We start from the raw sequence: 25,852 nt of genomic DNA, 5'->3' as shown, positions 1-25,852 counted from the left end.
TAGGCAAAGAGGGTAGCTAGATATGAAAGATAAATTTGGAAGAAACATAAATTATGCTCGTATTTCACTTACAGACAAATGTAATTTAAGGTGTGTTTACTGCATGCCATCAGATGTTAAATTTGAAAAAAATTATATGAATGATGAATTAAGTTTTGAGGATTATAAGTTTATTATAAAAGGATTATCAGAGTTAGGTATAACAAAGGTTAGATTTACGGGAGGAGAACCATTATTATATCCCTACTTAAAGGAACTTATTAAATTTACTTATGAAGAATGTAATATAAAAGATGTAGCAATAACTACAAATGGAATTGGACTTGCAGAAAAAGCAAGAGAATTAAAAGCGGTTGGTCTAAAAAAGGTAAATATAAGTTTAGACTCATTAAAGTCATACAAGTATAAAAGTATAACAAGAGGCGGAGATATAAAACATGCTCTAAATGCTATAACAACTTGTGTAAAATTAGGACTTAATGTAAAAGTAAATTGTGTTATTATAAATGAATTTAATGATGATGAAATAGAAGACTTTATGCTTATGACTAATTTTTATCCTATAGACGTAAGATTTATAGAACTAATGCCATTAGGAGAAGGACAAAAACTTTATCAAAAGGGATATTTTAATATAAGAGAATTTATTGAAAATATAGATGGAATCTATAAATTAAATAGTAATGAAAATAGTACAGCAGATTACTATGAATATAGAACATCAAAAGGTAAAATAGGTATAATAACTCCGTTAGGTTGTTCTTTCTGTAAAAATTGCAATAGAATAAGAATTACATCAAATGGGAAAATAAAACTATGTTTACATTCTCGTGAAGAAATAGATATAAAATATTATTTAAATAGGCCAATGATGTTTAGAGAAATAATGAAAGAGATTATTTTAAATAAGCCAGAGAAACATCACTTAAATGAAAATCTAAGCAGTGACACGAATAGGTGTATGTATGAAATTGGAGGATAATATGTTAACTCACATAAATGAAAAAGGTTATGCAAAAATGGTAGACATAAGTAACAAGGATGAAACTACTAGAATAGCAGTAGCAACAGCGACAATTACCATGAGTAGAGATGCATTAGATAAGATAAAAAATGGACAAATTAAAAAAGGGGAAGTAATTTCAGTAGCTCAAGTAGCAGGAATAATGGGAGCTAAAAATACTTCTTTAAATATACCAATGTGCCATCAAATAAATTTAGTTGGATGTGACTTAGAATTTGAAATAATAGAACAATCTTCATCTATAAAAATTTATTCGACTTGTAAGTCTCATGGAAAAACAGGTGTAGAGATGGAAGCATTAAATGCTTGCACAATAGCAGCTCTTACAATTTATGATATGTGCAAGGCTGTAGATAAAAAGATGATAATAAGCAATATTCATCTTGTTGAAAAAACAGGTGGAAAATCTGGAGATTTTAAATTTTAAGTATATTAAGGTGGGAGATTAATGGCAAAAATAGTATCTATAAATACAAGTACAGAAAAAGGCGTAGTAAAAATACCTGTTGATAAAGCAGAAATAAAAATTAATTATGGAATATGTGGGGATGCTCATGCAGGAAACTGGCATCGTCAAATAAGTATCTTAGCTAAAGAGAGTATAGATAAAATGAAAGCTAAAGGCTTTGATCATCTGAAATTTGGAGATTTTGCAGAAAATATTACTACAGAAGGAATAGAAGTACATACATTACCAATAGGAACTATGATTAAAATAGGTGACTGCCAAGTAGAAGTAACTCAAATAGGAAAAAAATGTCATGGTGGTTGTGAAATAAAAAAGACTACTGGAGACTGTGTAATGCCAAGAGAAGGGATTTTTGTAAAGGTTATTAAAGAAGGAATTATAAAAGTAGATGATCTTGTAGAAATAATGTAAAAAAGTATGAAGTTTTATCTTCATACTTTTTTTGTTCTAAAATCATTTATTTTATTAATCATTTTGTTTTTTATATTTTCTCCTAGAGTTGTAGATTTTAATCGTGGATTTTCTATATGATCGTAGATTGGATCTAAAAACTCCACCTCTACAGGAACAGAACTTATTTTTCCAATAGGTTGGTACCCTTCATAAGTTTCTTTAGAATTTTTTATAACAAAAGGAACAATTGGACAATTAGCTTTATAAGCTATTTTTAATGCTCCATTTCGAAAATCAGAGATTAAGGCATTAGGATCTTTGACCCAAGTTAAATCTCCCTCAGGGAAAACTGCCATACTGTGACCTTCTAGTATGTTGTTAGCAGCTTGAGAAATACTTTTTATTCCATCTCTAGGATTTTTTCTATTAATATATACACATTTAATAAGATCAGCCCATTTATTAACAATAGGTAGGTTTTTCCACACAGGCTCATCAGCTATTAAGCAACCAATAGGTCTATCTACGCTAGAGATTAAAATAAAACTATCTAGCATGCTAGAATGATTAGCTACAAATAAAACAGGTTCGTTAGGCAAATTTTCTTTTCCTAAAATAGTAAGGTCTATATCTACGAGTTTTAATGATGTTTTAGCTTGTTTTTGTAAGAAGCTAAAAATCTCATGATTGCTGAATTTATTTAAGTTTTTCTTTAGTTTCATTAATAAAGGTATAGATGAAATAAATCCTATTACTTGGTATATAGCAAATTTGATGTAATTAAACAAAGTTAATCGTCTCCTTAAAATAAAGTGGTATTTATAGTAATCCTAATAGATTAATATGAAATATTTCAATATAAAACATTTTAACATAAAATAAATATGGTTACAAATATATAATATTAAAAATCAGCATATTTAGGAATATATATTATAACATACAGAATATAAAATAGAGTATTAAATTAAACACTGTAGATTTACAGTGATGATTATATTTTTGACAAAGTTTAAATTTATATTTATAGAAATTTTAGGAGGAGTTATGATAAAAAACCATGGAGAAAAATTGGTAAGAATAAGAATTATATCTTATATGGGAGACAAAGTTAGCATAAAATTGCCTATAGATTTTGTTAAGAAAATGATTAAAAATAATGCTATAGATTTCTTTAATAGCAAAGCTGATATTATAGACAGCCAAAAACTTTTAACGGTATTGATGCAAGCTTTTGATCATGACTTAGTTGGAGAAATTGCACACATAGAGAGAAAAAATGGAGACAGTATTAGAATTATAATTGATTAATAAAAATAACCCTAGCAAGAAGGGTTATTTTTATTAGCAGTAACGTAGCATTAGAACTTGTTCTGCAATATTAGCAGAATGAATAGATATTTTTTCTAAATTAGATATTAAGTTTAAATACATAATGCCTATTTCAATATTACAGTTACCTTCGTTTAACTTATTTATATGAGCTTTTCTAGATGTTTTTTCAAGATAGTAAATTTCCTTTTTAGCTTCTATAACTTTGTTAGCTAGGGTTGTATCTTTATTTTGTAAAGATATAATTGCATTATTAAAATTAGTAATAATCTTATTATATAAGCTAATAAGTTCATCTCTATCAATTTCAGATAAATCAAATTTTGCTATAATAGCTGTATTAGTCATATTAGCAATATCTTCAGCATAATTACAAATTTTTTCAATATCATTTACAGTACTAAAAATACTAGTAGTTCTATAACTTTCATCTTCACTAAGATTAGTTTTAGATAAACTTAATAAATAGTTTAAAATATCTTTTTGTATTTTGTTGACTTTTTCCTCATGATAGAGTGCTTTTTTTACTTTATCTAAATCAGAAGTTAAAATTGCTTGTAAAGAACAATCTAAAGCAAGTAACGTTCTATCACCCATCCTACCAACTTCTTTCATAGTGTTAGATAAAGCAAGAGATGGCGTTTGAAGTATCCTTTCATCTAAGTACATAGTGGTATTTACCAAAGAATTTTCAGTATGATCATAAGGTATTATTATATTAGTAAGTTTTACTATATAATTAGTAAATGGTAAAAGTAAAATAGTATTTATAAGATTAAATAAAGTATGAGAATTTGCTATTTGTCTAGAAATATCACCTGGAGACATTTTAATAACTAAAGATTCTAAAGGTCTACTTAAAAATAGTACAAATATAATGGTGCCTATAACATTAAATATTAAATGCATAATAGCAGCTCTTCTTGAGTTTTTATTTGCACCGACACTAGAAAATAACGAAGTCACACAAGTACCTATATTTCCTCCGTAAACTATTGGAAGAGCTGAAGTTAAAGGTAAAAGCCCATTAGAACATATAGCCATCAACATACCTATTGAAGCACTAGAACTTTGAATAACACCTGTTACTAAAAAACCAGCTAAAATACCTAGAGTTGGATGAGCAATAAAGTATAATAAAGTATTTTTAAAAGCTGTAAGATACATTAAAGGTTCCACTGACGTTTTCATAATATTCATACCAACAAATAAGATTCCTATTCCCAACAAAACCTCAGAAAAATATTTATACTTGGCACTTGGCGGAAATAAATATAGCAATATACCAACTATTAAAGCTAATGACTCGATACCATGTAGATTAAAAGAAACAAGCTGACTAGTAATAGTAGTGCCTATATTTGCACCCATTATTATACCTAAAGCTTGAGGTAGTCCTAATATACCTGCATTTACTAATCCTACAACCATAACTGTAGTAGCACTAGAACTCTGAATAATTACTGTAACTATTAAACCTACCAAAATTGAAAATAGTATATTTTTAGTAATAAGATCTACAATTTTTTTTATATTTTCTCCAGCGCATCTTTGTAGTCCACGCCTCATTAAATCCATTCCAAAAATAAAAAGACCTAAGCCACCCATTAGACCTATTATAATTTTCAAATTAATTTCCTCCCTATACTAATGTATAAAGCTTGATTTAAATATATAGTAGCAAAATATTAGGCAAAGAGGATTAGAAGATTATTAACTAAAGGTTAAAATCGCGTTAAGAATATGAAATATACATAAAAAGTATAAAAAAACACATAAAAACACATAAAAAATAAGCGGAAAAATACCTTGAATGTAAAAACTAAGTAAAATTTAAAATATAATAAAAATATAGTAAATTAAAAATAGTTGTAGGTTACCTAAGGTAACTTTATATAATAATTGTAAAATTATAAATATCAAGGGGTAAGTAGTATAAAGTCTAAAAAAGAGTTGGTACAAAAAACTATGTCAGGAATAAATAAACTAGAATTACCTAAATATGATAGAAAAATGTTATCAGACTATATAGAGTCAGATTATCCATTTATAACTGATCCTATGCCAAATTTATACTTTACTAGAGACCCATTTGCTACAATAGGAAATTGTGTAAGTATGAACAAAATGTATTCTGTTACAAGAGGTAGAGAAACTATATATGCGGATTATATTTTTAATATCATTCAGATTACAAAAATATTCATAGAGTATATGATAGAAACTTTGAATACTCTATTGAAGGTGGAGACATTTTAAATATAAATGAAAATATCATTGCAGTAGGAATATCTCAAAGAACACCACCGCAAGCTATTGAAATATTAGCTAATAATATATTTTTCAATATGCCTTATAGTACAATAAGTACAATATTAGCCCTGGTGAAGTTGTAGTATATTCAAGGAATTATGTTACCAATAGAATATTAGAGGAAAATGGAATTAAAGTTAATACAATGCCCTCCTCTGAATTATCTAGAGGCAGAGGCGGACCTAGATGTATGTCAATGCCATTGGTTAGAGAATAAAAAAGATATCTCCTATTTAGGAGATGTCTTTTTTGATATAAGATAAATATGGAGGTTCCCAATTACCATAATCTATTAAATTTACAAACATAAAATCCATGATTCCTCTAGGTGCACGGCTAAGATAGTATTCATAAAAAACTCCTATTATTATGTGGTTAGAATATAGTAACAAATCGTATTTAAACTCCTTATGTTTATATAATAGAGTATAAAATTTATAGGATAATAATAATGGATTTGTAACCTTTTTGTAAATAATTTCAAAAAATACTTTACAAAAAGGTTACAAATCAACTACCATGTAATTAGAGATAAAAGTTACAAAAAAGCAACAAATACAGAAAAATATAAAAGGTTAAATAAAAATGAAATAGGATGGGAGAGCTTTTATGATAAAGAAAACTGTAATAACAGTAATGTTACTTTTAACAGTAATATTTACATTAGGAGCAACTAGTTCATACGCTGATAACACAGGAAAAGTAACTATAAGTAGTTTAAATATTAGAAAAGGTCCATCAACTAAGTACAATGTAATAGGCTCTTTACAAAAAAATCAAACAGTTACAATATTAGATAGTAATAATGGTTGGTATAAAATACAAGGGCCAGATAATAAAAAAGGATGGTCAAATGGTAAATATATATCATTAGATAAAGAGTTAGTTAAACCAGAGGGTGATAACAATAATAGTAAAACTAGTGTTCAAGTTGTAGCTACTGCCTATACTGGATATGGTATTACATCAACTGGCCAAAAACCAATATGGGGTACAATTGCAGTTGATCCAAGAGTTATACCTTATGGAACTAAGGTTTATATACCCTGCTTTAATAAGGTGTTTATAGCTAATAATACTGGTGGAGCTATAAAAGGAAATAAAATAGACATATATATGAATAGCAACAAAGAGTGTTACAACTGGGGAAGAAAAACAATAGAGATACAAATTTTAAAATAATGACTTTTACTTAAGAAAAAAGGTAGTTTCACTAAGAAACTACCTTTTTAATAATTACTAAAGAATTATTTTTTGACTTTTGAACCAATAAATTTATTTAAAAAATTTCTGTTGCCCCATAGTAGCATAACTAAACTTAAACCAATTCCAATTACAGATAAGAAAACAAATATTAACTGATTTGAAGTCCAAAATAAGTTAAATGAAAAAATACATATACCCATTGCTACAAGTAATAAAAAACTAAACAACCTATCCATCTAAATAGATATTCCCCCTTTAAATTGACAGCTAAAAAACTGTAAGTAATAAATGTTAATTATATTATATACTATTTATTGGTTTAGTTGTCTTTTTGATATCCTCATTTTTATGGTTTTTTCAATTTCTTCTAACATTTTTTGATTTTTAGGATCTATAAAAAGGCAAGTATACCCTTCTTCACCTGCTCTACCAGTTCTACCTATACGATGTACATAAGATTCAACAGTTTCAGGTATATCATAGTTATAAATGTGTGTTACACCGCTCACATCTAATCCACGAGCAGCAACATCGGTAGCGATAAGATATTGAATATCAGAATTTCTAAATGACTTCATTATTCTTTCACGCTTAGATTGTTGGATATCACTATGCAGCTTAGCACAATTGTATCCACGTTGGTGTAGACCTTCTTCAAGTTTATCAACTCTTACCTTAGTTCTACAGAAGATGATTGCCATAAAAGGGTTATCTTCATTTAGAACAGAACAAAGTGTGTCTTGCTTATGTCTATCTGTAGTTTCAACTACTTCTTGTTTTATATTGTCAAGAGTTAACTTTTCTTCTTTTTGAATAGTGACTACACAAGGATCATTCATATATCTATAAGCTAATTTTTTTACTTGAGAATCCATAGTAGCAGAAAAACATAACATCTGACGTTTTTTTGGCATAAATTTCATAATAGTTTCTATATCGTTTTTAAAGCCCATAAATAACATTTCATCAGCTTCATCCAATACTAAAGTATTTAATTTGCTTAAGTCTACAGTTTTTCTCATAAGATGGTCTATAAGCCTACCTGGAGTAGCTATAACTAAATGAATGCTTCCTTTTAATTTTTTTATTTGAGAAGAAACGTCTTTACCTCCATAAGCAGCTAAAATATTTATATCTTTGCCTTGTGATAGCTTGTTGGCTTCTTCTGTTATTTGTATAGCAAGCTCTCTAGTTGGAGATATAATTAATCCTTGAACAAAGTTATTGTTAGGAGATATCTGTTCAAATATTGGAAGTAAAAAAGCTAAAGTTTTACCTGTGCCAGTAGCAGCTTGAGCAATAACATCAGAACCATTCATTATAAGGCCAATGCTTTGTTCTTGAACTGGAGTTGGCTCATTTATACCATTTTTCATTAAAACGTTGTATATATTATCACTTATTCCTAATTTTTTAAAATTCATAATAACGTACCTTTCATTAATCTATATTTAGTATTTATTCTTTAATATAATTATGTATAAAAACAGGTTAGTTTATAACTTTTATATAATAGCATAATATAAAAATTAATACCAATTATTTTGTAATTATGGATTTTAAAAAAATAAAGTGACATAAATAATATATCACTTTTACATTTGTTACGGCGAAACTATTTCAGTTGTAGGCTCATTGTAAACAACGGTGATATGATAATCCAGGCTAGTATTTTTTATACCAAACATAAAATTACCATGAATATCAGTAAAACTAAAGGTAATAGGATTTAAAATACCATTGTAGATATAACTTAGCAATATTGTAGCATTGTATACAGGAGTAATACCATCAGGAAAAGTAACTGTGCCAGAAATAATAGCTCCATCTTGGCCAGTTAATTTTATAGTGATGTTTTTTAACTCTCCTTGATTGACTTTTACATCAATGCCACCATTAAAAGTACCCATAAATTTACACCTCATTTTTTACGAATTAGTACTTGGATAATAAACAACTATCTTATATTTTTTATATTCTTCAGGAGTGAAAGAAATTAGAAAATATCCTTTTTCATCAGTAAAAGTAAGATATTTATCTACGTATTGCTCTTCGTTTGATTTTGATTCTTGAAGAGATACCAATGCATTCTTAGCAGGGGTGTAGTTATCTACATAAACAGCTATACCATGTATAATAGTTTTATTTTCTTCTTCAAGAGAAAAACTTTTATAAAGTATTGAATTATTTTTTAAGTCTTCTTTTTTTATTAACCACTCTATTGACTTATAGACCATATTTTCACCTCTAAAATATATCTAGAGGTGGGTATTTCACAATACCCACAGATATATTTTTAGATAAAGTAAATTATCTTATTTTAGAAATATTACAACAGTTTGTATAATTATAATAGTAACAGCTATTATAAACAGGCCGTATACATGTTTTTTTGAATGTTTATTTTCCTGAGAGTTTATATTATTATTAATAAACTCATCTTCTGTAGTTAAATCTTTAGTATTTAAAGAATTCACGTTATTATTTTCTAAAAAATCTTCACTAGCAGAATTCACTGGTTCAACTAATTTAACTAATAAATCAACACTAGAACTTTCTAATTTAAATTCTTTGTCAATTTTATTACCATCAATATATATATCAACAATATCTAATTCAACATACTTTTTTCCATCTATAATCTTGGTATTCATAAAAATACTCCTTAGAGATTATACTATAAGCTTGGTAAGTAAACTTTTATAGTATAACTAGTAGTTCTATTATCAGTAATAATTCTGAAATCGCCGAGTGGGCTATTTGAAAACACTTGTTGAATAACTTCACCAGAACCGTCTAATAATTCAACTACTGCATTAGCTGCTGTAGCACCATTTATATAAGTTGTAAACCCATCAATTATTCCACTTGGATGAGTATATCCTACAAAAGTAGTAGCAAGAACCGTAAAACTTTTAGAAACTCCTACAGAAAATGTTGAATTTGTAGTATTTGAATATATATTCATATTTGCCATATATATCACCTCATATCAAATTTGTAGTATTTTATACTACACTATATAATATTGAAAAAGAATGAAATTGTTGCATAACTATGTAAAAATAAAATGTAAAAAGAATAATAATATTTGAACATTAGAAAGCAAGTAAGAATAAAATGTTATTAAGTAAATACTTCTTAAAAAATAAGAGGAAGTGGTGAAACATGAATAACACAATAAGTGCTTGTTTAATAGTGAAAAATGAAGAAAAACATATAAAAAGATGCTTAGATAGCATAAAAGACATAGTTGATGAAATTATTGTAGTGGATACAGGATCTACAGATAAAACTATTGAAATAGCAAAAGAAATAGGAGCTAAAATTTATCACCACAAATGGGAAAAAAATTTTAGTAAAGCTAGAAATGTATCCTTAGAAAAAGCTACAATGGATTGGATTTTATATATAGATGCAGATGAAGAAATTAGGGAAGAAGATAGGAAAAGAATAAAGGGAATTTTAAATAATAATCTTAACTATGAAGGGTTTTATGTAAGGGTATTAAATATAATAGAAGGAAAGTGTTCTTATGAGGCAGCTGGAGTAAGATTATATAAAAACAATCCTAAATATAGATTTAAAGGCAAACTCCATGAGCAAATTATAAATTCCATTAAAGAGATGAGAGGTCTTGAAAGTATAAAAGAAACTGATATAGTATTTTATCATTATGGTTATGATGGAAACATGAGTAATCTAGATAAAAAAAACAAAAGAAATATAGATATATTAGAGTCATATGAAGAAAAAGATAAGGATGCATATTATTATTTTGTTTTAGGTAATGAATATGGAAAGATTGATGAATATAAAAAAGCCATAGGAGCCTATAAAAAATCCTTAAATAATATGGATTTAGAAAAATATCAATACACATATTACCCATCACTAGTCATGAACATAGTAAAAGTTTTAAATAATGAAAAGAGATTCAATGACACGATAAACTTTATAAAGAAAATTAAGGAAACTACTCCAGGCTATAAAGATTTGTATTTTATGGAATGTATGTCATGGATACAATGTGGAAAATTTTCGAGAGCAAAAGAAAGCTTAGAAGAATATATAAATTGCAACGAGGAACAAAAATATGACTACCCAATAAGTCATTTTGAAAATCAATACAATATAAATCTTATGAGGGATAAATTAGAAAATTTATCAATAAAAAAAGAAGATGATATTTTAAGTATCATGATAACGGTTGATGAATTTTCTAATAAGGGCTTAATTGAGACAATAAAAAGTATTAATGAAGTAAGTGAAAATGTAGTAGTAGTTAGTAATGAAGATATAGATGTAGACATCGAGATGGTACTAAATTTAAGAGCGCAAGTAATTCAAATACCAAAAGAAATAGATGACAAAAAAATAAGTATAGGGAGAGATGCTTGCAAAGGTAAGTATATAATGATTATGAGAAGTGGAGATTTATCATCTCCAGATATTAATGAAAAAGTATTAATAATGATAGAAAATAATAATTTGAACTTTATTAAAGGTGTTAATGGAGAAATTATAAAGATTTTTAGACATGATGATATAAGCTTTAAGTTTAATGAATATATACAATATCTTGAGCAACTAGGTAAAGTTCAAACCGATGATGGGAAAATTAAATTTGATTATGATGGAGTATACTTTGAATTTAAAGAGTTAGAAGAAATAGAAATTTTCAATGAAGTTTTTAGAAATAAAGAATATGAAATCGTTACCAATAAAGAGTGTGTAGTGATTGATATAGGAGCTAACGTTGGAATTGCGAGCATATATTTTGCGTCTAATTCAAATGTAAAAAAAGTATATAGTTATGAACCTTTTAAATTAACTTATAGTTGTTTACTGAATAATTTAAAATTAAATCCAGATCTACAAGATAAAGTTCAAGCTTATAATTATGGATTAGGCAAGAGCGATATTTTAGGTAAAGGGATATTCAATGAAAAATTAAAAGGAAACTCTAAAATTACATTACTAGAAGAAAAGCCTAGGTCTTATAACGAACATGAAGGAGAATATAAAATAGAGGAGGTGGAAATTAAAAGAGCTGCAAATATATTAGAGGATATAATAAAAGAGCATAAAGGTATAGATATTGTTATAAAAATGGATTGTGAGGGAGGAGAAATTGAAATCTTTAAAGATGAAAAATTTATAAAATTACTTGTAGACACTAAATCAATAATAATGGAAACTCATACTCCAGAATCATTTGTAAAAATATGTAATATACTAAAAAGAAATGAATTTACTATTCAAGGAAGAATGGTTTCGAGAACAAATGGATATATAAAGGCAACAAAAAACTGTGGTTAAAGCCACAGTTTTTTGTTATTCAATCCATTCTATAATATTAGGGGAAGGATCAAGTATTGATAAATATTGTTCCATAGATCCATATTGTCCATCGGAATCGTATTCCATGTATCTGTTAAATTTTTCGAGTCTATCATTTTCATCAGCCCAACCGTAGTGTTTAATTCTTAAATCACAAGTGGTAACAGAAAGGTCTGTTACATTAGCAGGCATTCTACCGCAGTGGTGAGGGACTTCGTTAAATTTATAATTGAAATTTTCTTGATATCTAATCATAAAAGGCTTATAAAATTTATGAGCATGCCATAGTTCATCTTCTCTGTAGTGATTGTTGTCCCAAAAATCATATAATCTAAATAAATATCCATCATATTGAGAATTTTTTATTAAATCTTTAACTAAACTTTTAAATTTATCTTCTAAAACTTCATCTGCATCTAAAAACAATATCCACTCAGAATTAGTGCTGATTGTTTCATCCCATTGTTGTTTTCGAAGAACTATTTCGTTAGAAAAGTTTGAAAAAGTATTTTTCTTATATTCATGAACTTTTAATAAATCAGACTCTCTATAGATGTGAAAAGCTGGATAATAAGTATCAACAAAAAGGTCTATGCCTAGAGCAGCAGCTCTTATACAAAAATGTCTATCTTCACCCCAAAAGGAAATATTATAAAGTGGATTAAAATTAACTCCTTTTAATAAAGCGCTTTTGCTTATTAAAGTGCAAGCGCCTAATCCTCCAACTTTATACACACCATGCTCTTTGAGGAGGTTTATAAAATCAATAGTTTTCTTTTGGATTTCTGTATCTGTAAGATTTTCATTTTGTATAGCATCATATAATTTATAGTCATCCTTAAGCCATACTTGAGGTAAAGGAGGATTATCTGGAGTCCATTGAGTCCAAAAAATATTTGAAATAATTTCTTTTTCATTACTAATTAGTTGGTGTAGAGTTTTTGGATGAAGTACAATATCGGAGTCGATTAGAAATAAATAATCATAATCCTTTTCTATTGAAAAATTAATAATATTATTCTTGAACATAGATACTTTTTCTATCAATTTATCACTCCATCTATGAGTGTAGTTATCAAAGTAATATTCATTATCATCGGTCTTGCTGGTTTCTAAAAAAACATTATCATGTTCAGTTTTAAAATTCCAAAGGAGTTGTTTTGATTGTAAGTCAACATTATCATCAATAAAGTAATAATCAACAATTAGATTATCTTTTTGTAATTGTTCTAAGGAAAGTAAAAATTCTTTTAATATATCTTTTTTTTGGTATATTGGGCTACCGATTAAAATTTTTTTAAAAGGTAATTGTTTACTTGATATATGATTAATATTACTCATTCTATCCTCCTATATTTAGTTTTTACCACATTGTATAGTATGTAGAAATTAAAAAATAGTACATCAAATAGTTTACTATTTTGGAAGATATATTTATAAAAATAAGAATTATAGCTAGTAAATAATTACTGATATATTATTAGCCTAAAAAGGAAAAAATTAAAACATACTTATTATTTAAGAAGGTGAGCATTTTGAGAAAAAGACTACAAAAATTAATAATAGTTGTTTCAATAGTTACAATGTTAGTGTCAAATCTATCCTACGCTTTGCCACAACAAAAAGTAGATAAATTTTCTAAATCATCAATACTTATAGATCAAGATACAAATAGAGTACTATTTGAAAAAGATCCTGATGCAAAACGACCATTAGCTAGTTTAAGTAAAATGATGACCTTTTTATTAGCTATAGAAGCTATAGAAAATAGAGAAGTAAATGCTAATGACATTATAACTGTTGATAAATCAATAGCATCAGTAAGAGGGTCAAGTTATCATTTAAAGGAAGGAGAAAAAGTACCTCTAATAGAGTTAATGAAAGGTCTTATGATTGTATCAGGAAATGATGCTGCAATAGCTATATCAAGACATATAAGTAAAGATGAAAAGAAATTTATAAAACGAATGAATATAAAAGCTAAGGAAATTGGAATGACAAATACTAATTTTGTCAATCCTCATGGTCTTCCTATATATGATTTAAGTCAGCCTAAAAATCCACCTAGAGAAAATATATCTACAGCTAGGGATATAGCTAAACTTGGTAAATATATGTTTGATAATTATGAAAAGCAAGTTGTAGCTATTACAGATATGGCTACATATTCATATGCAAAAAGAGGATTTGTAAAAAATAATACTAATGCGTTGTTAGGAATAATTCCTAATGTAGATGGGATAAAGACAGGATATACAGGTAATGCAGGATACTGTCTAGCTTTTTCTATGAACGTAGATAAAGATGACTTAAATGAAAAGGAGCATAGAATAATAGGTGTAGTACTAGGGACTAACCACAAAGATAAAAGGTTATCTACATCTCTTTCAATTTTAAAGTTTGGAAAAGAAAATTTTACAACAAAAAAAGTAATGACTAAAAATCAATTAATAGGAAAAAAATATATAAAAGGAATACTGGAGTTAGAAGTAATACTAAAAGCGGATAAAGAACTTTATACAATAATAGGAAAAGAAGAAAAATTAAACTCACAAATTACCTTTAAGGAAGTAAGATATCCTATTAAAAAAGGCGATGTTCTTGGTGTAATAAAATACTACACCGAAGATGGAGAAATTTTAGGTAGTGTAGACATAGTAAGTGACAATGATGTAGATACTGCATCTTTAAAGACAAAAATAAAAATGATTTTTACTGATTAAGAAAATAGCAAACAGTATATAATCTAGATAAAAAAGGATAAAAATAAAAGGGATAAAACATATTGTATTTTGCAAATTTCTATGATATACTACTAGAGGTGAAAAAATAAAAAACTAATCACACACGACATAGGATCTTAAAACGGTGCCCAAGAGGTTGTTTTAAGAGTTGATTGTGTCGGAGGTATAAAACCAAGGAGGTACTAAATGTCAGTAATATCAATGAAACAATTATTAGAAGCTGGTGTTCACTTCGGACATCAAACTAGAAGATGGAACCCTAAGATGGCTAAATACATCTTCACAGAAAGAAATGGAATATATATAATAGACTTACAAAAAACAGTTAAGAAAGCTGAAGAAGCTTACAGAGCTATGAAAGAAGTAGCTGAAACTGGTAAGCCAGTATTATTCGTAGGAACTAAGAAACAAGCTCAAGATGCTATAAGAGAAGAAGCTCAAAGATGTGGAATGTTCTACGTTAACGAAAGATGGTTAGGTGGAATGTTAACAAACCACAAAACTATACAAACAAGAATAAACAAATTAAGAAAATTAGAAAAAATGGAAAACGAAGGTGTATTCAATGTTCTTCCTAAAAAAGAAGTTATAAAGTTAAGAGCTGAAAAAGAAAAATTAGAAAAATACCTAAATGGTATGAAAGATATGCCTGAATTACCAGGAGCTATGTTCATAGTTGACCCAAGAAAAGAAAACATAGCGATACAAGAAGCTCATAGATTAGGTATACCAGTATTTGGTATAGTTGATACTAACTGTGACCCAGAAGAATTAGATTATGCTATACCTGGTAACGATGATGCTATAAGAGCTGTTAAATTAATAACTGCTGCTATGGCTAATGCGATAATTGAAGGTAGACAAGGTGCTGAAGAAGAAGTAGAAGAGTCTGAAGACCAAAAATAATCTATAAATAAAAACTGAATGGTAAGGGTCATGCCCTTACCATTACTAATATATAGGAGGTAACCCAAATGGCTATAACTGCACAAATGGTTAAAGAGTTAAGGGAATTAACAGGTGCTGGAATGATGGATTGTAAAAAAACTTTACAAGAAGCTGAAGGTAGCATGGAAAGAGCTGTAGATTTATTAAGAGAAAAAGGTTTATCTAAAGCTGCTAAAAAAGCTGATAGAATAGCTGCTGAAGGATTAGTTGCTATAGAAATGAACGATGATAATACAGTTGCTTCTATAGTAGAAGTAAATTCAGAAACTGACTTCGTTGCAAAGAACGAAGATTTCAAAACTTTTGTTAAGGATGCTGCAATGATGGCTTTAGCTACTGATAAAGAAGATATAGCTGAATTATTAGCAGAAACTCATGCTGAAGGAATAGCTTTATCTGAAGTATTAAACAACAGAATAGCTACAATAGGAGAAAAGTTAGACTTCAGAAGATTCAACAAGATAGTAACTGATGGACAAGTTGCTGGATACATACACGGTGGTGGAAAAATAGGTGTCTTAGTTGAAATGAAAACTACTGCAAGAGATGCAGAAGTTATAACTATGGGAAGAGATATAGCTATGCAAGTTGCTGCTATGAACCCTAAGTATGTTTCAAGAAACGATGTAGATGCTGATTACATAGCTCATGAAACAGAAATATTAACTCAACAAGCTTTAAACGAAGGAAAGCCAGCTAACATAGTTGAGAAGATGATAAAAGGAAGACTTGAAAAACAATTAAAGGACGTTTGTTTATTAGAGCAACCTTTCGTTAAGAACCCTGATTTAACTATAAAGCAATTAGTTGCAGATACTGCTAAAAAAGTAGGAGCTGAAATAGAAGTTGTTAGAGTTGTAAGATTCGAAGTTGGAGAAGGTATAGAAAAGAAAGAAGAAAACTTTGCAGAAGAAGTTGCTAAGCAACTTAAGTAATTATAAGAGAGGACACTTAAGTGTTCTCTTTTTTTAAAAAATAGAAAAAGCATGATTCAATTCCAATTAGGAGGATTTCTTATGAATAACCCAATGTACAAAAGAGTACTGCTAAAACTTAGTGGTGAAGCATTATCAGGTGATAAAGGTTTCGGTATAAACAATGATATCGTAAACGAAATAGCTATAGCTATAAGAAAAATACATGAAGTAGGTGTAGAAGTATCTGTTGTCGTAGGTGGTGGTAACTTCTGGAGAGGTAGAACATCAGAAGGTATGGATAGAACTACAGCAGACTATATAGGAATGCTTGCTACTGTAATGAATTCAATGGCATTACAGGATGCACTTGAAAATATAGAGGTACAGACAAGAGTTCAAACAGCTATAGAAATGAGACAAATAGCGGAACCTTATATAAGAAGAAAAGCAGTTAGACACTTAGAAAAGAACAGAGTTGTTATATTTGGTGCAGGAACAGGAAATCCGTATTTCTCAACAGATACTGCTGCAGCTTTACGTGCTGCTGAAATGGAAGCCGAAGTTATATTACTTGCTAAAAATGTTGATGCAGTATACGATAAGGATCCAAAGGTACATTCAGATGCTGTTAAATTTGAAGAATTAAGTTATATAGAAGTTCTTCAAAAAGAATTAAAAGTTATGGATTCAACTGCAACATCTTTATGTATGGATAATAAGATTCCTATAAAGGTATTTGAACTTTCAACAGAGAATATAATAAAGGCAGTAATGGGAGAAAACATAGGAACAACAGTAAGATAAAGTTGACAATAATAAATAGTAGATTTATATTATTTATTTCACTAATAAAAATTTTAACAAGACTTTGTACATTAAAGTCAAATTATAAAAATTAGGAGGATAAAACTAATGAAATTAGAACTACACAAGCAATTAGAATCTAAAATGACTAAAACAATTGATGCACTTAAATATGAATACACTACAATAAGAACAGGAAGAGCTAATGCTCAAATGTTAGACAAAGTAAGAGTTGATTACTATGGAACACCAACTCCAGTAAACCAAATGGCTGCAATATCAGTTCCAGAACCAAGAACATTAATGATAAGCCCATGGGATAAAACTTCTATGGCTGAAATAGAAAAAGCTATAAGAAACTCTGATTTAGGTTTAAATCCAAGTAATGATGGACAAGTTATAAGAATAGCAGTGCCAGCTTTAACAGAAGAAAGAAGAAAAGAATTAGCTAAAAAAGCTCATAAAATATCTGAAGAATTCAAAGTTAGAATAAGAAATGAAAGAAGAGACGCTAACGAAGACCTAAAGAAAATGGAAAAAAACGGGGAAATAACTGAAGATGAATTAAAGAAGGCACAAGATGAAGTTCAAAAAATGACCGATAAATTCATCAAAGAAATAGATACAGTAGCAGTATCAAAAGAAAAAGATATAATGGAGGTATAATATTGGAAAAATATTATAACCTTTTAGGCCTTCATGTAAATACAGTAGAGGAATTTTTAAAAGAAAAGAATATAAACTACACTATAAAAACTGTTGAAGGTAGAAAAGATAGGGATAAGTTAATTATTCCTAAGGTAATTAAAATATCAGAAATGGAAAATGGTGTAGAGCTATTAATCACATATTTTTCTGACTCCTTAAAATAGGAGTCAGAAATTGTAATGGAGGCATAATATATGAAATATGATATAGAATTAAGTAAAGTGCCTGCTCATATTGCTATTATTATGGATGGTAATGGAAGATGGGCTAAGGGAAAGTTCCTTCCAAGATCTGCTGGTCATAAGGCAGGAGTAGAGACGATTAGAAAAGTTCTAAAAGAATGCCAAAGATTAGGTGTTAAACATCTAACTCTATATGCTTTTTCTACAGAAAATTGGAAAAGACCTAAGCTTGAAGTTGATACTCTAATGAATTTATTATCATCATATTTAAAAAATGAAACTAGAGTATTGCATGAACATAATGTAAGAATTACTACAATAGGAAGTGTAGATGGTCTACCAAAAAATTGCAAAAGTGAAATAGATAGAGCTTATGAATTAACTAAGTTTAATACAGGAATAAATTTAAACTTAGCACTAAACTATGGAGCTAGACAAGATATAAAAAATGCAATAATAGATATAGTAAAAGATACAAAATGTGGTAAACTAGATATAGGTAATATAGATGAAGATACAATAAAGAAATACTTAAGTACAAATTCTATTCCAGATCCAGATTTAATAATAAGAACAAGCGGAGAAGAAAGATTAAGTAACTTCTTAATATGGGAAGCTTCTTACTCAGAGTTTTACTTTACAGATATACATTGGCCAGATTTCAATGAAGAAGAATTACAAAAAGCAGTCTATATTTATCAAAATAGAGATAGAAGGTTTGGAGGCCTTAAGTAAGGAGAGTATTATATGCGTACAAGAATTATTGCTGCATTAGCCTTAGTGCCATTATTTATATTGATTATAATAGGTGGTTTGCCTTTATACATAGCAGAAAGTATAATAGTTGGAATTGCTTTAAATGAATTTTATAAAGCCTTTGAAGCAAAAGAAATACATCCTCTATTTAATATAGGGTATATATTCTCTGTCTACTTAGCATTAAAAAATATACTAGGCTTACATACGGAATATACATATGTAATAGTTTTTGTATTATTCTTATGCTCAATAACCTATCTTCTTAGAGTGAAAAACGACATAATAGATATTACAATTACATTTTTTGGGATTGTATATGTAGGAATGTTTTTAGATTTCATAGTACTAACTCTAAATACTTTTCAATTTGGAAAAATTTATGTGTGGATTATATTTATAATTGCATTTATGACTGATATATGTGCATACTTTGCAGGATATTTATTTGGAAAACATAAATTAATTCCAAAAGTTAGTCCTAAAAAAACTATTGAAGGTGGTATTGGTGGAATATTAGGAAGTACCTTAGGTTGCATATTATTTGGATATATATTCAATTTAGATTTGACATCTATGGTTATAATAGGAAGCTTAGGAAGTATAGTAGCACAGTTTGGAGACCTATTTGCATCTTCAATAAAAAGATACGTAGGTATAAAAGATTATGGAAAATTAATACCAGGACACGGCGGTATATTAGATAGATTTGATAGTGTTATATTAGTAGCACCATTTGTATATTACACAATAAGCCTATTTATAAGATAGCTTCAGTTTAAGAAAAACTGAAGCTTTAGCTGTTTATTGGCTAATTAAGTAAGTTTATAGATTGTATGTAGATATAAAGGTGTACAATATAAAATCTAGTAATATTCATATATGAATTTTATTTCAAATTACAGAATAATATGAATAAAAGTGGTATAATAATACAATGACAAAAATTACAATAAAATAGAAAGGGAAAGTTATGAAGAGAATATCAATACTAGGATCAACAGGATCTATAGGGAAGCAAACTTTAGATGTAGTTAGACAACACAAAGATAAGTTTGAAGTTATTGCAATATCAGCTAATAGCAGCGTAGATTTATTGCTAGAGCAAATAATAGAATTTAGACCTAAATATGTAGCTGTATATAATGAAAGTAGTGCATTAAAACTAAAATCAATGATACCTGTTAATATAAATATAGAAGTATTTAGTGGTATGGAAGGACTAAAAATAATATCTTCCTTAGATGAAATAGATGTACTTTTAACTGCAATAGTAGGCATGATAGGTTTAGTTCCAACACTAGAAGCTATTAAAAAAGGTAAGGATATAGCTCTTGCAAACAAAGAAACATTAGTATGTGCAGGAGATTTAGTAATGAGAGAAGCTAAGAAACATAATGTAAGCATTCTACCAGTAGATAGTGAACATAGTGCAATCTTCCAATGTTTAAATGGAGAGCAAAATAAAGAGATAGAAAAAATAATATTAACAGCTTCAGGTGGTCCATTTAGGGGTAAAAGTAAAAATGATTTATTAAATGTAACTAAAAATCAAGCACTAAAGCATCCTAATTGGTCTATGGGAAGAAAAATAAGTATAGATTCTTCTACACTTATGAATAAGGGGCTAGAAGTTATAGAAGCTAAATGGTTATTTGGAGTGGGTCAAGAACAAATAGATGTAGTGGTACATCCTCAAAGTATAATACATTCAATGGTACAATTTATAGATAGCTCTGTAATTGCTCAATTAGGATGTCCTGATATGAGATTACCAATACAATATGCTTTATCTTATCCTGATAGAGTAGAGTGTGACTTTGAAAGATTAGATTTAGCTAAAGTAGCAACATTAACTTTTGAAGAACCAGATTTAAATACTTTTCCATGCTTAAAACTTGCTTATGAAAGTTTAAAAATGGGTGGTACATATTCTGCAGTTTTAAATAGTGCAAATGAAGTATTAGTAAATGAATTTTTAGAGGATAAAATTGGATTCTATGACATACCATATTATATAGAAAAAACATTAGAAGTCCATAATAGTATAAGTAATCCAACACTAGAAGAAATACTAGAAATAGACAAATGGACAAGAGAGTATTTAGAAAGAAGGTGAAATAAATGACAATAATAGCAGCTATATTACTCTTTGGAGTAATTATATTTGTACATGAACTAGGTCATTTTTTACTTGCAAAAAAGGCTGGAATTAAAGTTCATGAATTTGCAATAGGAATGGGTCCTAAAATATTTAGCACTCAAAAAGGAGAAACAAAGTACTCCTTAAGACTACTTCCACTTGGTGGATACTGTGCTATGGAAGGTGAAGATGGAGAATCTAACGACCCTAGATCATTTGGAGAAAAAAGTATATTACAAAGAGCGAGCGTACTTTTTGCAGGTCCACTTTTTAATATAGTATTTGCTGTAATTATTTTAATACCTGTATTCTTATATATGGGTTCACCAAGTACTACATTAGGTCAAATTACTCCAAATACTCCAGCTCAAGCAGCAGGACTAAAAGTAGATGATAAAATAGTAGAGATAAATGATGTTAAAATTAAGTCTTGGGAAGACATAGTTAAAAAATTAAGAAGTTCTGAAGGTAAAAAAGTAAATATTGCAGTAGAAAGAGATGGTAATAAAAAAGAATTTAATTTAGTGCCAGAAAAAAATGAGCAAGGTCAATATGTTATAGGGATTGGTCCCAAATATGAAAAAAGTATTTTAGGTGCAATATCAGGAGCTTTTACAACTACAATTGATATGAGTAAACAAATGGTAGTATTCTTTGGTCAATTATTTACTGGTTCAGTACCAGGAGGCGTTGAAAATGCAGTAACAGGTCCTGTAGGTGTTATAAGTATAGTATCAGATCAAGCAAGTAAAGGATTCTTTAATTTAATGTATATAGGTTCAGTAATAAGCTTAAACTTAGGTATATTAAACTTATTACCAATACCTGCACTAGATGGTGGTAGATTGGTTATGTTAGCTATAGAAGCTATTAGAGGTGGTAGAAAGTTAGATCCTAATAAAGAAGCTGCAATACATATGGCTGGATTCGCTCTACTAATGGCATTTATGGTATTTATAACATACAAAGATATACTTAGATTATTTTAAATAAGTGTTGCTTACTTAAAGGAGAAAATATATGAGTTACAAAAGAAGAATATGTAGAGAAGTTAGTGTAGGTAATGTTAAAATAGGGAGTAATAATCCTATTAGCATACAATCTATGACTAATACAGATACAAGAGATGCAGATTCTACAATTTCTCAAATAAAAAGATTAGAGGAAGTAGGTTGTGAAGTTGTTAGGGTAGCAGTACCTGATATGGAAGCTGCGAAGAATATAGGAAAAATAAAAGCTAATGTAAATATACCAGTAATAGCTGATATACACTTTGATTATAAATTAGCACTAGAAGCTATAGATCAAGGTGTAGATGGAGTTAGAATAAATCCGGGAAACATTGGTAGTATAGAAAAAGTAAAAATGGTAGTAGAAAAATGTAAGGAAAAAAATCTAAAAATAAGAATAGGTGTAAATGGTGGTTCTCTAGAAAAAGAGCTTTTAGAAAAGTATGGAAGTGCTACAGCTGAAGCTTTAGTTGAAAGTGCTTTAGGTCACGTAAAAATTCTTGAAGAATTAGATTTTTATAATATAGTAATATCGCTTAAATCTTCCGATATATATAAAACGATAGAGGCTTATGAATTAATATCAAAAAAAATAGACTATCCATTACATATTGGTATAACTGAATCTGGAAGTGTAAAAAAAGGAACAATTAAATCTTCTATAGGAGTAGGAGCATTATTATTAAAAGGAATAGGAGATACTATAAGAATATCTTTAACTGGAGACCCATGCGAAGAAGTAATAGTAGGTAAAGAAATACTTAGAAGCTTGGAATTGCTAAATGATAAGATAAAAGTTGTATCTTGTCCTACTTGTGGAAGATGTAATATAGATCTAATAAGTGTCGTAAACGAAGTAGAAGATAAGATAAGCAGTATGGACAAAGACATTACAGTAGCTATTATGGGATGTGCAGTTAATGGACCAGGAGAAGCCAGAGAAGCGGATATAGGTATTGCAGGTGGAAAAGGTGAAGGTTTACTATTTAAAAAAGGTGAAATCGTTAGAAAAATAAAAGGTGAAGATTTAGTAAAAGAACTATTAGATGAAATAGAAAAATACTAAAAGGAAATACCAATATAGTTAAACTATATTGGTATTTATTTATTTATAAATCATAGAATGACTATTGAAATAACTAATACAACTTAAAAGCTGAAAGATAATGAATAATATATAAAGTGGGGGGAGGATGTAATATTTGAAAAAAGTTATGGTTGTATTTGGAACTAGACCAGAAGCTATAAAAATGTGTCCTTTAGTTAAAGAACTTAAAAGCAGAAGTGATTTTAAAACAGTAGTATGTGTCACAGGACAACATCGTCAAATGCTAGACCAAGTACTAGAGGTTTTTAATGTAGAGCCAGACTATGATTTGAGCATCATGAAGGATAAACAAGATCTATTTGATATAACACAAAATATTTTATCTGGTATGAAGAATTTGTTAGAAAATATAAGACCAAACCTAGTATTAGTACATGGTGATACAACAACAACTTTTGTTACCGCACTTACAGCTTTCTACCTTAACATACCAGTTGGACATGTAGAGGCAGGCCTTAGAACTTACAATATTTACTCGCCATATCCTGAAGAATTTAATAGACAGGCTACAGGTATTGTATCAAATTATCACTTTGCACCTACATTATTAGCAAAGGAAAATTTAATAAAAGAAGGCAAAAATATAAATCAAATATATGTAACAGGCAATACTGGAATAGATGCACTTAAGACTACAGTAAAGGATGATTATAGTCATTTTCAATTAGAATGGTTAGGTGATAAGAAGCTAATAATGTTAACTGCACACAGAAGAGAAAATTTAGGAGAACCTCTTAAAAATATGTTTAGAGCGATTAGGAGAATAGTAGATGAACATAAAGATATTAAAGTTATTTATCCTATACACAAAAATCCTATAGTAAGAAAAATTGCAGAGGAAATTTTAGGGAATAATAATAGGATTAGGATTATAGAATCATTAAACGTTTTAGATTTTCATAACTTTTTAAATAAATCTTATCTTATATTAACTGATAGTGGAGGAATTCAAGAAGAGGCACCATCATTAGGCAAACCAGTTCTTGTTATGAGAGACACTACAGAAAGACCAGAAGGTGTAGAAGCAGGAACACTTAAATTAGTAGGTACAGGTGAAGAGTCAATTTATAATAATTTAAAATTGTTACTTAATGATAAATCTGTATATGAACAAATGAGCAAATCATCTAACCCTTATGGTGATGGATATGCTTGTGTAAGAATAGTTGATATATTAGTAAATAAAATATTGTAGTATTTTAATTTAATATTATACTATATTTTAAAATAAAATACATGATGAAAAGCTGCCACAAAAAATTGATGGCAGTTTTTATTTTTCAAAATATAATTACATCATAAATTATTAAAAATATGACATTTAAATTTAAAATTATGTTACAATTTAGTTTTTAAACTATATAAAATGAAATGTAACTAAATTGTAATTATTATACATTTGATTTTTTTGTATAAAGTAATGTAATATATATAGTGGAAATATGACAAAAAACAACACTTAAAGGGAGGTTAATATGGCTAAAAGGAGTAAAATAAATTTCGGTTCAAAGCAGAAGAAAACAGCAAAAACTAAAAAGAATATAATAGTTGCAATTATAGCAATTATAGCAATATTTATAGGAATAAAAATAGTTGGAGCAACTACTTCATATATATCGGACAAAAAACAAGAAAAAATAGAAATGCAACAAAAAGCAGAAGCAGAAAGAATTGCAGCAGAAAAAAAGCGTAAGGAAGAGGAAGAAGCAAAAAAGAAAATCGTTGGAGTAAATAATGAGGCGAAAAAATATACTTACGATGCAACTAAGGTGGCTGAAAAATTAAAAAAATTTAATTATTTAAACAATGGTGAAAAAATAGTATTTTTAACATTTGATGATGGGTCATCTACTACAGTTACACCTCAGATTTTAGATGTATTAAAAGAAAATGATGTAAGAGCAACTTTCTTTGTTACTGGGACGAACATAGAAAGAGGAGGACAAGCTGCAAAAGATCTTATTAAACAATCTTTTGATTATGGAAATGCAATAGCAAACCATTCTTATAGTCATGATTATAAATATTTATATCCAAATAAAACTTTAAATTTAGAAAATTTTAAAGCGGATTTTGCTAAAACGGATGAAATATTAAAAGAGATTTTAGGACCATACTTCTCTACGAGAGTTATAAGATGTCCAGGTGGATTTATGTCATGGAAGGGGATGGATGCTTTAGAGAATTATTTAGATGAAAATAATATGGCATCAATAGACTGGAATGCTTTAAATGCTGACGCTCAAGGAAGAAAAAAAGTAGCGAGTCAATTAGTTTCAGAAGCAATAAAAACATCAGAAGGTAAAGAAATAGTAGTTTTATTAATGCATGATACTTATGGAAAAGAAGAAACAGCTAAAGCTCTTCCTGATATAATAAAATATTATAAAGATAATGGATATACTTTTAAAACATTGTCATAGACAAAACCAAGGAATTTCCTTGGTTTTTT

The 25,852-nt window shown here is 28.4% G+C and carries 31 protein-coding genes; 22 read left to right on the top strand and 9 right to left on the bottom strand.

What is annotated here, in order from left to right; genetic code table 11:
• Positions 1-22: 22 nt before the first annotated feature.
• Genes moaA through ACRC03_RS11840 form a run of 3 tightly spaced genes read left to right on the top strand, consistent with a single transcriptional unit; the run spans position 23 to position 1,904 of the window.
• Complete coding sequence (moaA, locus tag ACRC03_RS11850; RefSeq protein ID WP_438652775.1) at positions 23-982, top strand: GTP 3',8-cyclase MoaA; 960 nt, start codon at positions 23-25, stop codon at positions 980-982.
• A gap of 1 nt (position 983) precedes the next feature.
• A complete protein-coding gene (gene moaC / locus ACRC03_RS11845) occupies positions 984-1,451 on the top strand; it encodes a cyclic pyranopterin monophosphate synthase MoaC (protein WP_438652774.1) in 468 nt (155 codons plus the stop codon).
• A 21-nt stretch (positions 1,452-1,472) separates the two neighbouring features.
• The gene (locus ACRC03_RS11840; protein ID WP_438652773.1) at positions 1,473-1,904 is read left to right on the top strand and encodes an MOSC domain-containing protein; all 432 of its coding nucleotides are present in this window, start codon (positions 1,473-1,475) and stop codon (positions 1,902-1,904) included.
• 20 nt (positions 1,905-1,924) lie between these two features.
• On the opposite strand, the gene ACRC03_RS11835 is transcribed toward ACRC03_RS11840, so the two are convergent.
• Positions 1,925-2,674, bottom strand: a complete 750-nt coding sequence (locus ACRC03_RS11835; protein ID WP_438652772.1) for a lysophospholipid acyltransferase family protein — start codon at positions 2,672-2,674, stop codon at positions 1,925-1,927.
• 259 nt (positions 2,675-2,933) lie between these two features.
• Here ACRC03_RS11835 and ACRC03_RS11830 point away from each other — a divergent pair, with 259 nt between their 5' ends.
• Positions 2,934-3,197, top strand: coding sequence for a hypothetical protein (locus tag ACRC03_RS11830; RefSeq protein WP_438652771.1), 264 nt, complete (start codon positions 2,934-2,936; stop codon positions 3,195-3,197).
• A gap of 33 nt (positions 3,198-3,230) precedes the next feature.
• On the opposite strand, the gene ACRC03_RS11825 is transcribed toward ACRC03_RS11830, so the two are convergent.
• Positions 3,231-4,847: a Na/Pi cotransporter family protein gene (locus ACRC03_RS11825; RefSeq protein WP_438652770.1), complete on the bottom strand. Its 1,617-nt coding sequence runs from the start codon at positions 4,845-4,847 to the stop codon at positions 3,231-3,233.
• A 339-nt stretch (positions 4,848-5,186) separates the two neighbouring features.
• On the opposite strand from ACRC03_RS11825, the gene ACRC03_RS11820 reads away from it, so the two are divergent.
• From ACRC03_RS11820 to ACRC03_RS11805, 4 genes are all read left to right on the top strand, one after another.
• Positions 5,187-5,477 carry an arginine deiminase family protein gene (locus ACRC03_RS11820; RefSeq protein WP_438652769.1) on the top strand — a complete coding sequence of 97 codons (291 nt, stop codon included), beginning with the start codon at positions 5,187-5,189 and terminating at the stop codon, positions 5,475-5,477.
• On the top strand, positions 5,420-5,614 hold the full coding sequence (locus tag ACRC03_RS11815) for an arginine deiminase family protein (RefSeq protein WP_438652805.1): 195 nt from the start codon (positions 5,420-5,422) through the stop codon (positions 5,612-5,614). Before ACRC03_RS11820 ends, ACRC03_RS11815 begins: the two co-directional genes overlap by 58 nt.
• Positions 5,593-5,748, top strand: coding sequence for an arginine deiminase family protein (locus ACRC03_RS11810; protein ID WP_438652804.1), 156 nt, complete (start codon positions 5,593-5,595; stop codon positions 5,746-5,748). The genes ACRC03_RS11815 and ACRC03_RS11810 overlap by 22 nt, the downstream gene beginning before the upstream one ends.
• A gap of 392 nt (positions 5,749-6,140) precedes the next feature.
• Entirely contained in the window at positions 6,141-6,713 is a 573-nt protein-coding gene (locus ACRC03_RS11805; protein ID WP_438652768.1) for a 3D domain-containing protein, read from the top strand.
• 65 nt (positions 6,714-6,778) lie between these two features.
• On the opposite strand, the gene ACRC03_RS11800 is transcribed toward ACRC03_RS11805, so the two are convergent.
• The 6 genes from ACRC03_RS11800 to ACRC03_RS11775 all read right to left on the bottom strand — a co-directional run bounded on the left by ACRC03_RS11800 (position 6,779) and on the right by ACRC03_RS11775 (position 9,714).
• Positions 6,779-6,973 carry a hypothetical protein gene (locus ACRC03_RS11800; protein ID WP_438652767.1) on the bottom strand — a complete coding sequence of 65 codons (195 nt, stop codon included), beginning with the start codon at positions 6,971-6,973 and terminating at the stop codon, positions 6,779-6,781.
• A gap of 75 nt (positions 6,974-7,048) precedes the next feature.
• Complete coding sequence (locus tag ACRC03_RS11795; protein ID WP_438652766.1) at positions 7,049-8,161, bottom strand: DEAD/DEAH box helicase; 1,113 nt, start codon at positions 8,159-8,161, stop codon at positions 7,049-7,051.
• Between the two features lie 180 nt (positions 8,162-8,341).
• Positions 8,342-8,647: a hypothetical protein gene (locus ACRC03_RS11790; protein ID WP_438652765.1), complete on the bottom strand. Its 306-nt coding sequence runs from the start codon at positions 8,645-8,647 to the stop codon at positions 8,342-8,344.
• Between the two features lie 18 nt (positions 8,648-8,665).
• Positions 8,666-8,974, bottom strand: a complete 309-nt coding sequence (locus tag ACRC03_RS11785; RefSeq protein ID WP_438652764.1) for a hypothetical protein — start codon at positions 8,972-8,974, stop codon at positions 8,666-8,668.
• A 78-nt stretch (positions 8,975-9,052) separates the two neighbouring features.
• Entirely contained in the window at positions 9,053-9,391 is a 339-nt protein-coding gene (locus ACRC03_RS11780) for a hypothetical protein (RefSeq protein WP_438652763.1), read from the bottom strand.
• Between the two features lie 23 nt (positions 9,392-9,414).
• Complete coding sequence (locus ACRC03_RS11775) at positions 9,415-9,714, bottom strand: hypothetical protein (RefSeq protein WP_438652762.1); 300 nt, start codon at positions 9,712-9,714, stop codon at positions 9,415-9,417.
• A 191-nt stretch (positions 9,715-9,905) separates the two neighbouring features.
• On the opposite strand from ACRC03_RS11775, the gene ACRC03_RS11770 reads away from it, so the two are divergent.
• Positions 9,906-12,059, top strand: coding sequence for an FkbM family methyltransferase (locus ACRC03_RS11770; RefSeq protein ID WP_438652761.1), 2,154 nt, complete (start codon positions 9,906-9,908; stop codon positions 12,057-12,059).
• 15 nt (positions 12,060-12,074) lie between these two features.
• Here ACRC03_RS11770 and ACRC03_RS11765 read toward each other — a convergent pair whose 3' ends face one another.
• The gene (locus tag ACRC03_RS11765) at positions 12,075-13,421 is read right to left on the bottom strand and encodes a hypothetical protein (protein ID WP_438652760.1); all 1,347 of its coding nucleotides are present in this window, start codon (positions 13,419-13,421) and stop codon (positions 12,075-12,077) included.
• Positions 13,422-13,615: 194 nt separating this feature from the next.
• Between ACRC03_RS11765 and ACRC03_RS11760 the strand changes: the two genes are divergently transcribed.
• The 13 genes from ACRC03_RS11760 (at position 13,616) to ACRC03_RS11700 (ending at position 25,823) form a co-directional block, all read left to right on the top strand.
• Entirely contained in the window at positions 13,616-14,803 is a 1,188-nt protein-coding gene (locus ACRC03_RS11760) for a D-alanyl-D-alanine carboxypeptidase family protein (protein ID WP_438652759.1), read from the top strand.
• Positions 14,804-15,010: 207 nt separating this feature from the next.
• Complete coding sequence (gene rpsB / locus ACRC03_RS11755; protein WP_438652758.1) at positions 15,011-15,730, top strand: 30S ribosomal protein S2; 720 nt, start codon at positions 15,011-15,013, stop codon at positions 15,728-15,730.
• Between the two features lie 68 nt (positions 15,731-15,798).
• The gene (tsf, locus tag ACRC03_RS11750) at positions 15,799-16,707 is read left to right on the top strand and encodes a translation elongation factor Ts (RefSeq protein ID WP_438652757.1); all 909 of its coding nucleotides are present in this window, start codon (positions 15,799-15,801) and stop codon (positions 16,705-16,707) included.
• An 81-nt stretch (positions 16,708-16,788) separates the two neighbouring features.
• Entirely contained in the window at positions 16,789-17,493 is a 705-nt protein-coding gene (pyrH, locus tag ACRC03_RS11745) for a UMP kinase (protein WP_438652756.1), read from the top strand.
• Positions 17,494-17,601: 108 nt separating this feature from the next.
• The gene (frr, locus tag ACRC03_RS11740) at positions 17,602-18,159 is read left to right on the top strand and encodes a ribosome recycling factor (protein ID WP_438652755.1); all 558 of its coding nucleotides are present in this window, start codon (positions 17,602-17,604) and stop codon (positions 18,157-18,159) included.
• A gap of 2 nt (positions 18,160-18,161) precedes the next feature.
• On the top strand, positions 18,162-18,365 hold the full coding sequence (locus tag ACRC03_RS11735) for a hypothetical protein (protein WP_438652754.1): 204 nt from the start codon (positions 18,162-18,164) through the stop codon (positions 18,363-18,365).
• 30 nt (positions 18,366-18,395) lie between these two features.
• On the top strand, positions 18,396-19,118 hold the full coding sequence (locus ACRC03_RS11730) for an isoprenyl transferase (RefSeq protein ID WP_438652753.1): 723 nt from the start codon (positions 18,396-18,398) through the stop codon (positions 19,116-19,118).
• Positions 19,119-19,130: 12 nt separating this feature from the next.
• Positions 19,131-19,910: a phosphatidate cytidylyltransferase gene (locus tag ACRC03_RS11725; protein WP_438652752.1), complete on the top strand. Its 780-nt coding sequence runs from the start codon at positions 19,131-19,133 to the stop codon at positions 19,908-19,910.
• 202 nt (positions 19,911-20,112) lie between these two features.
• Complete coding sequence (locus ACRC03_RS11720) at positions 20,113-21,258, top strand: 1-deoxy-D-xylulose-5-phosphate reductoisomerase (RefSeq protein ID WP_438652751.1); 1,146 nt, start codon at positions 20,113-20,115, stop codon at positions 21,256-21,258.
• 5 nt (positions 21,259-21,263) lie between these two features.
• Complete coding sequence (gene rseP / locus ACRC03_RS11715; RefSeq protein ID WP_438652750.1) at positions 21,264-22,271, top strand: RIP metalloprotease RseP; 1,008 nt, start codon at positions 21,264-21,266, stop codon at positions 22,269-22,271.
• 31 nt (positions 22,272-22,302) lie between these two features.
• On the top strand, positions 22,303-23,358 hold the full coding sequence (gene ispG / locus ACRC03_RS11710) for a flavodoxin-dependent (E)-4-hydroxy-3-methylbut-2-enyl-diphosphate synthase (protein ID WP_438652749.1): 1,056 nt from the start codon (positions 22,303-22,305) through the stop codon (positions 23,356-23,358).
• A gap of 148 nt (positions 23,359-23,506) precedes the next feature.
• Entirely contained in the window at positions 23,507-24,595 is a 1,089-nt protein-coding gene (gene wecB, locus ACRC03_RS11705) for a non-hydrolyzing UDP-N-acetylglucosamine 2-epimerase (RefSeq protein WP_438652803.1), read from the top strand.
• Between the two features lie 280 nt (positions 24,596-24,875).
• Complete coding sequence (locus ACRC03_RS11700) at positions 24,876-25,823, top strand: polysaccharide deacetylase family protein (protein ID WP_438652748.1); 948 nt, start codon at positions 24,876-24,878, stop codon at positions 25,821-25,823.
• The last annotated feature ends 29 nt before the right edge of the window (positions 25,824-25,852 follow it).

It is taken from the genome of Romboutsia sp., assembly GCF_051659545.1.
Classification (GTDB): domain Bacteria; phylum Bacillota; class Clostridia; order Peptostreptococcales; family Peptostreptococcaceae; genus JBOFOR01.
The sequence above is the reverse complement of the archived record's forward strand: the minus strand, read 5'-3'. Positions and strand labels throughout refer to the sequence as shown.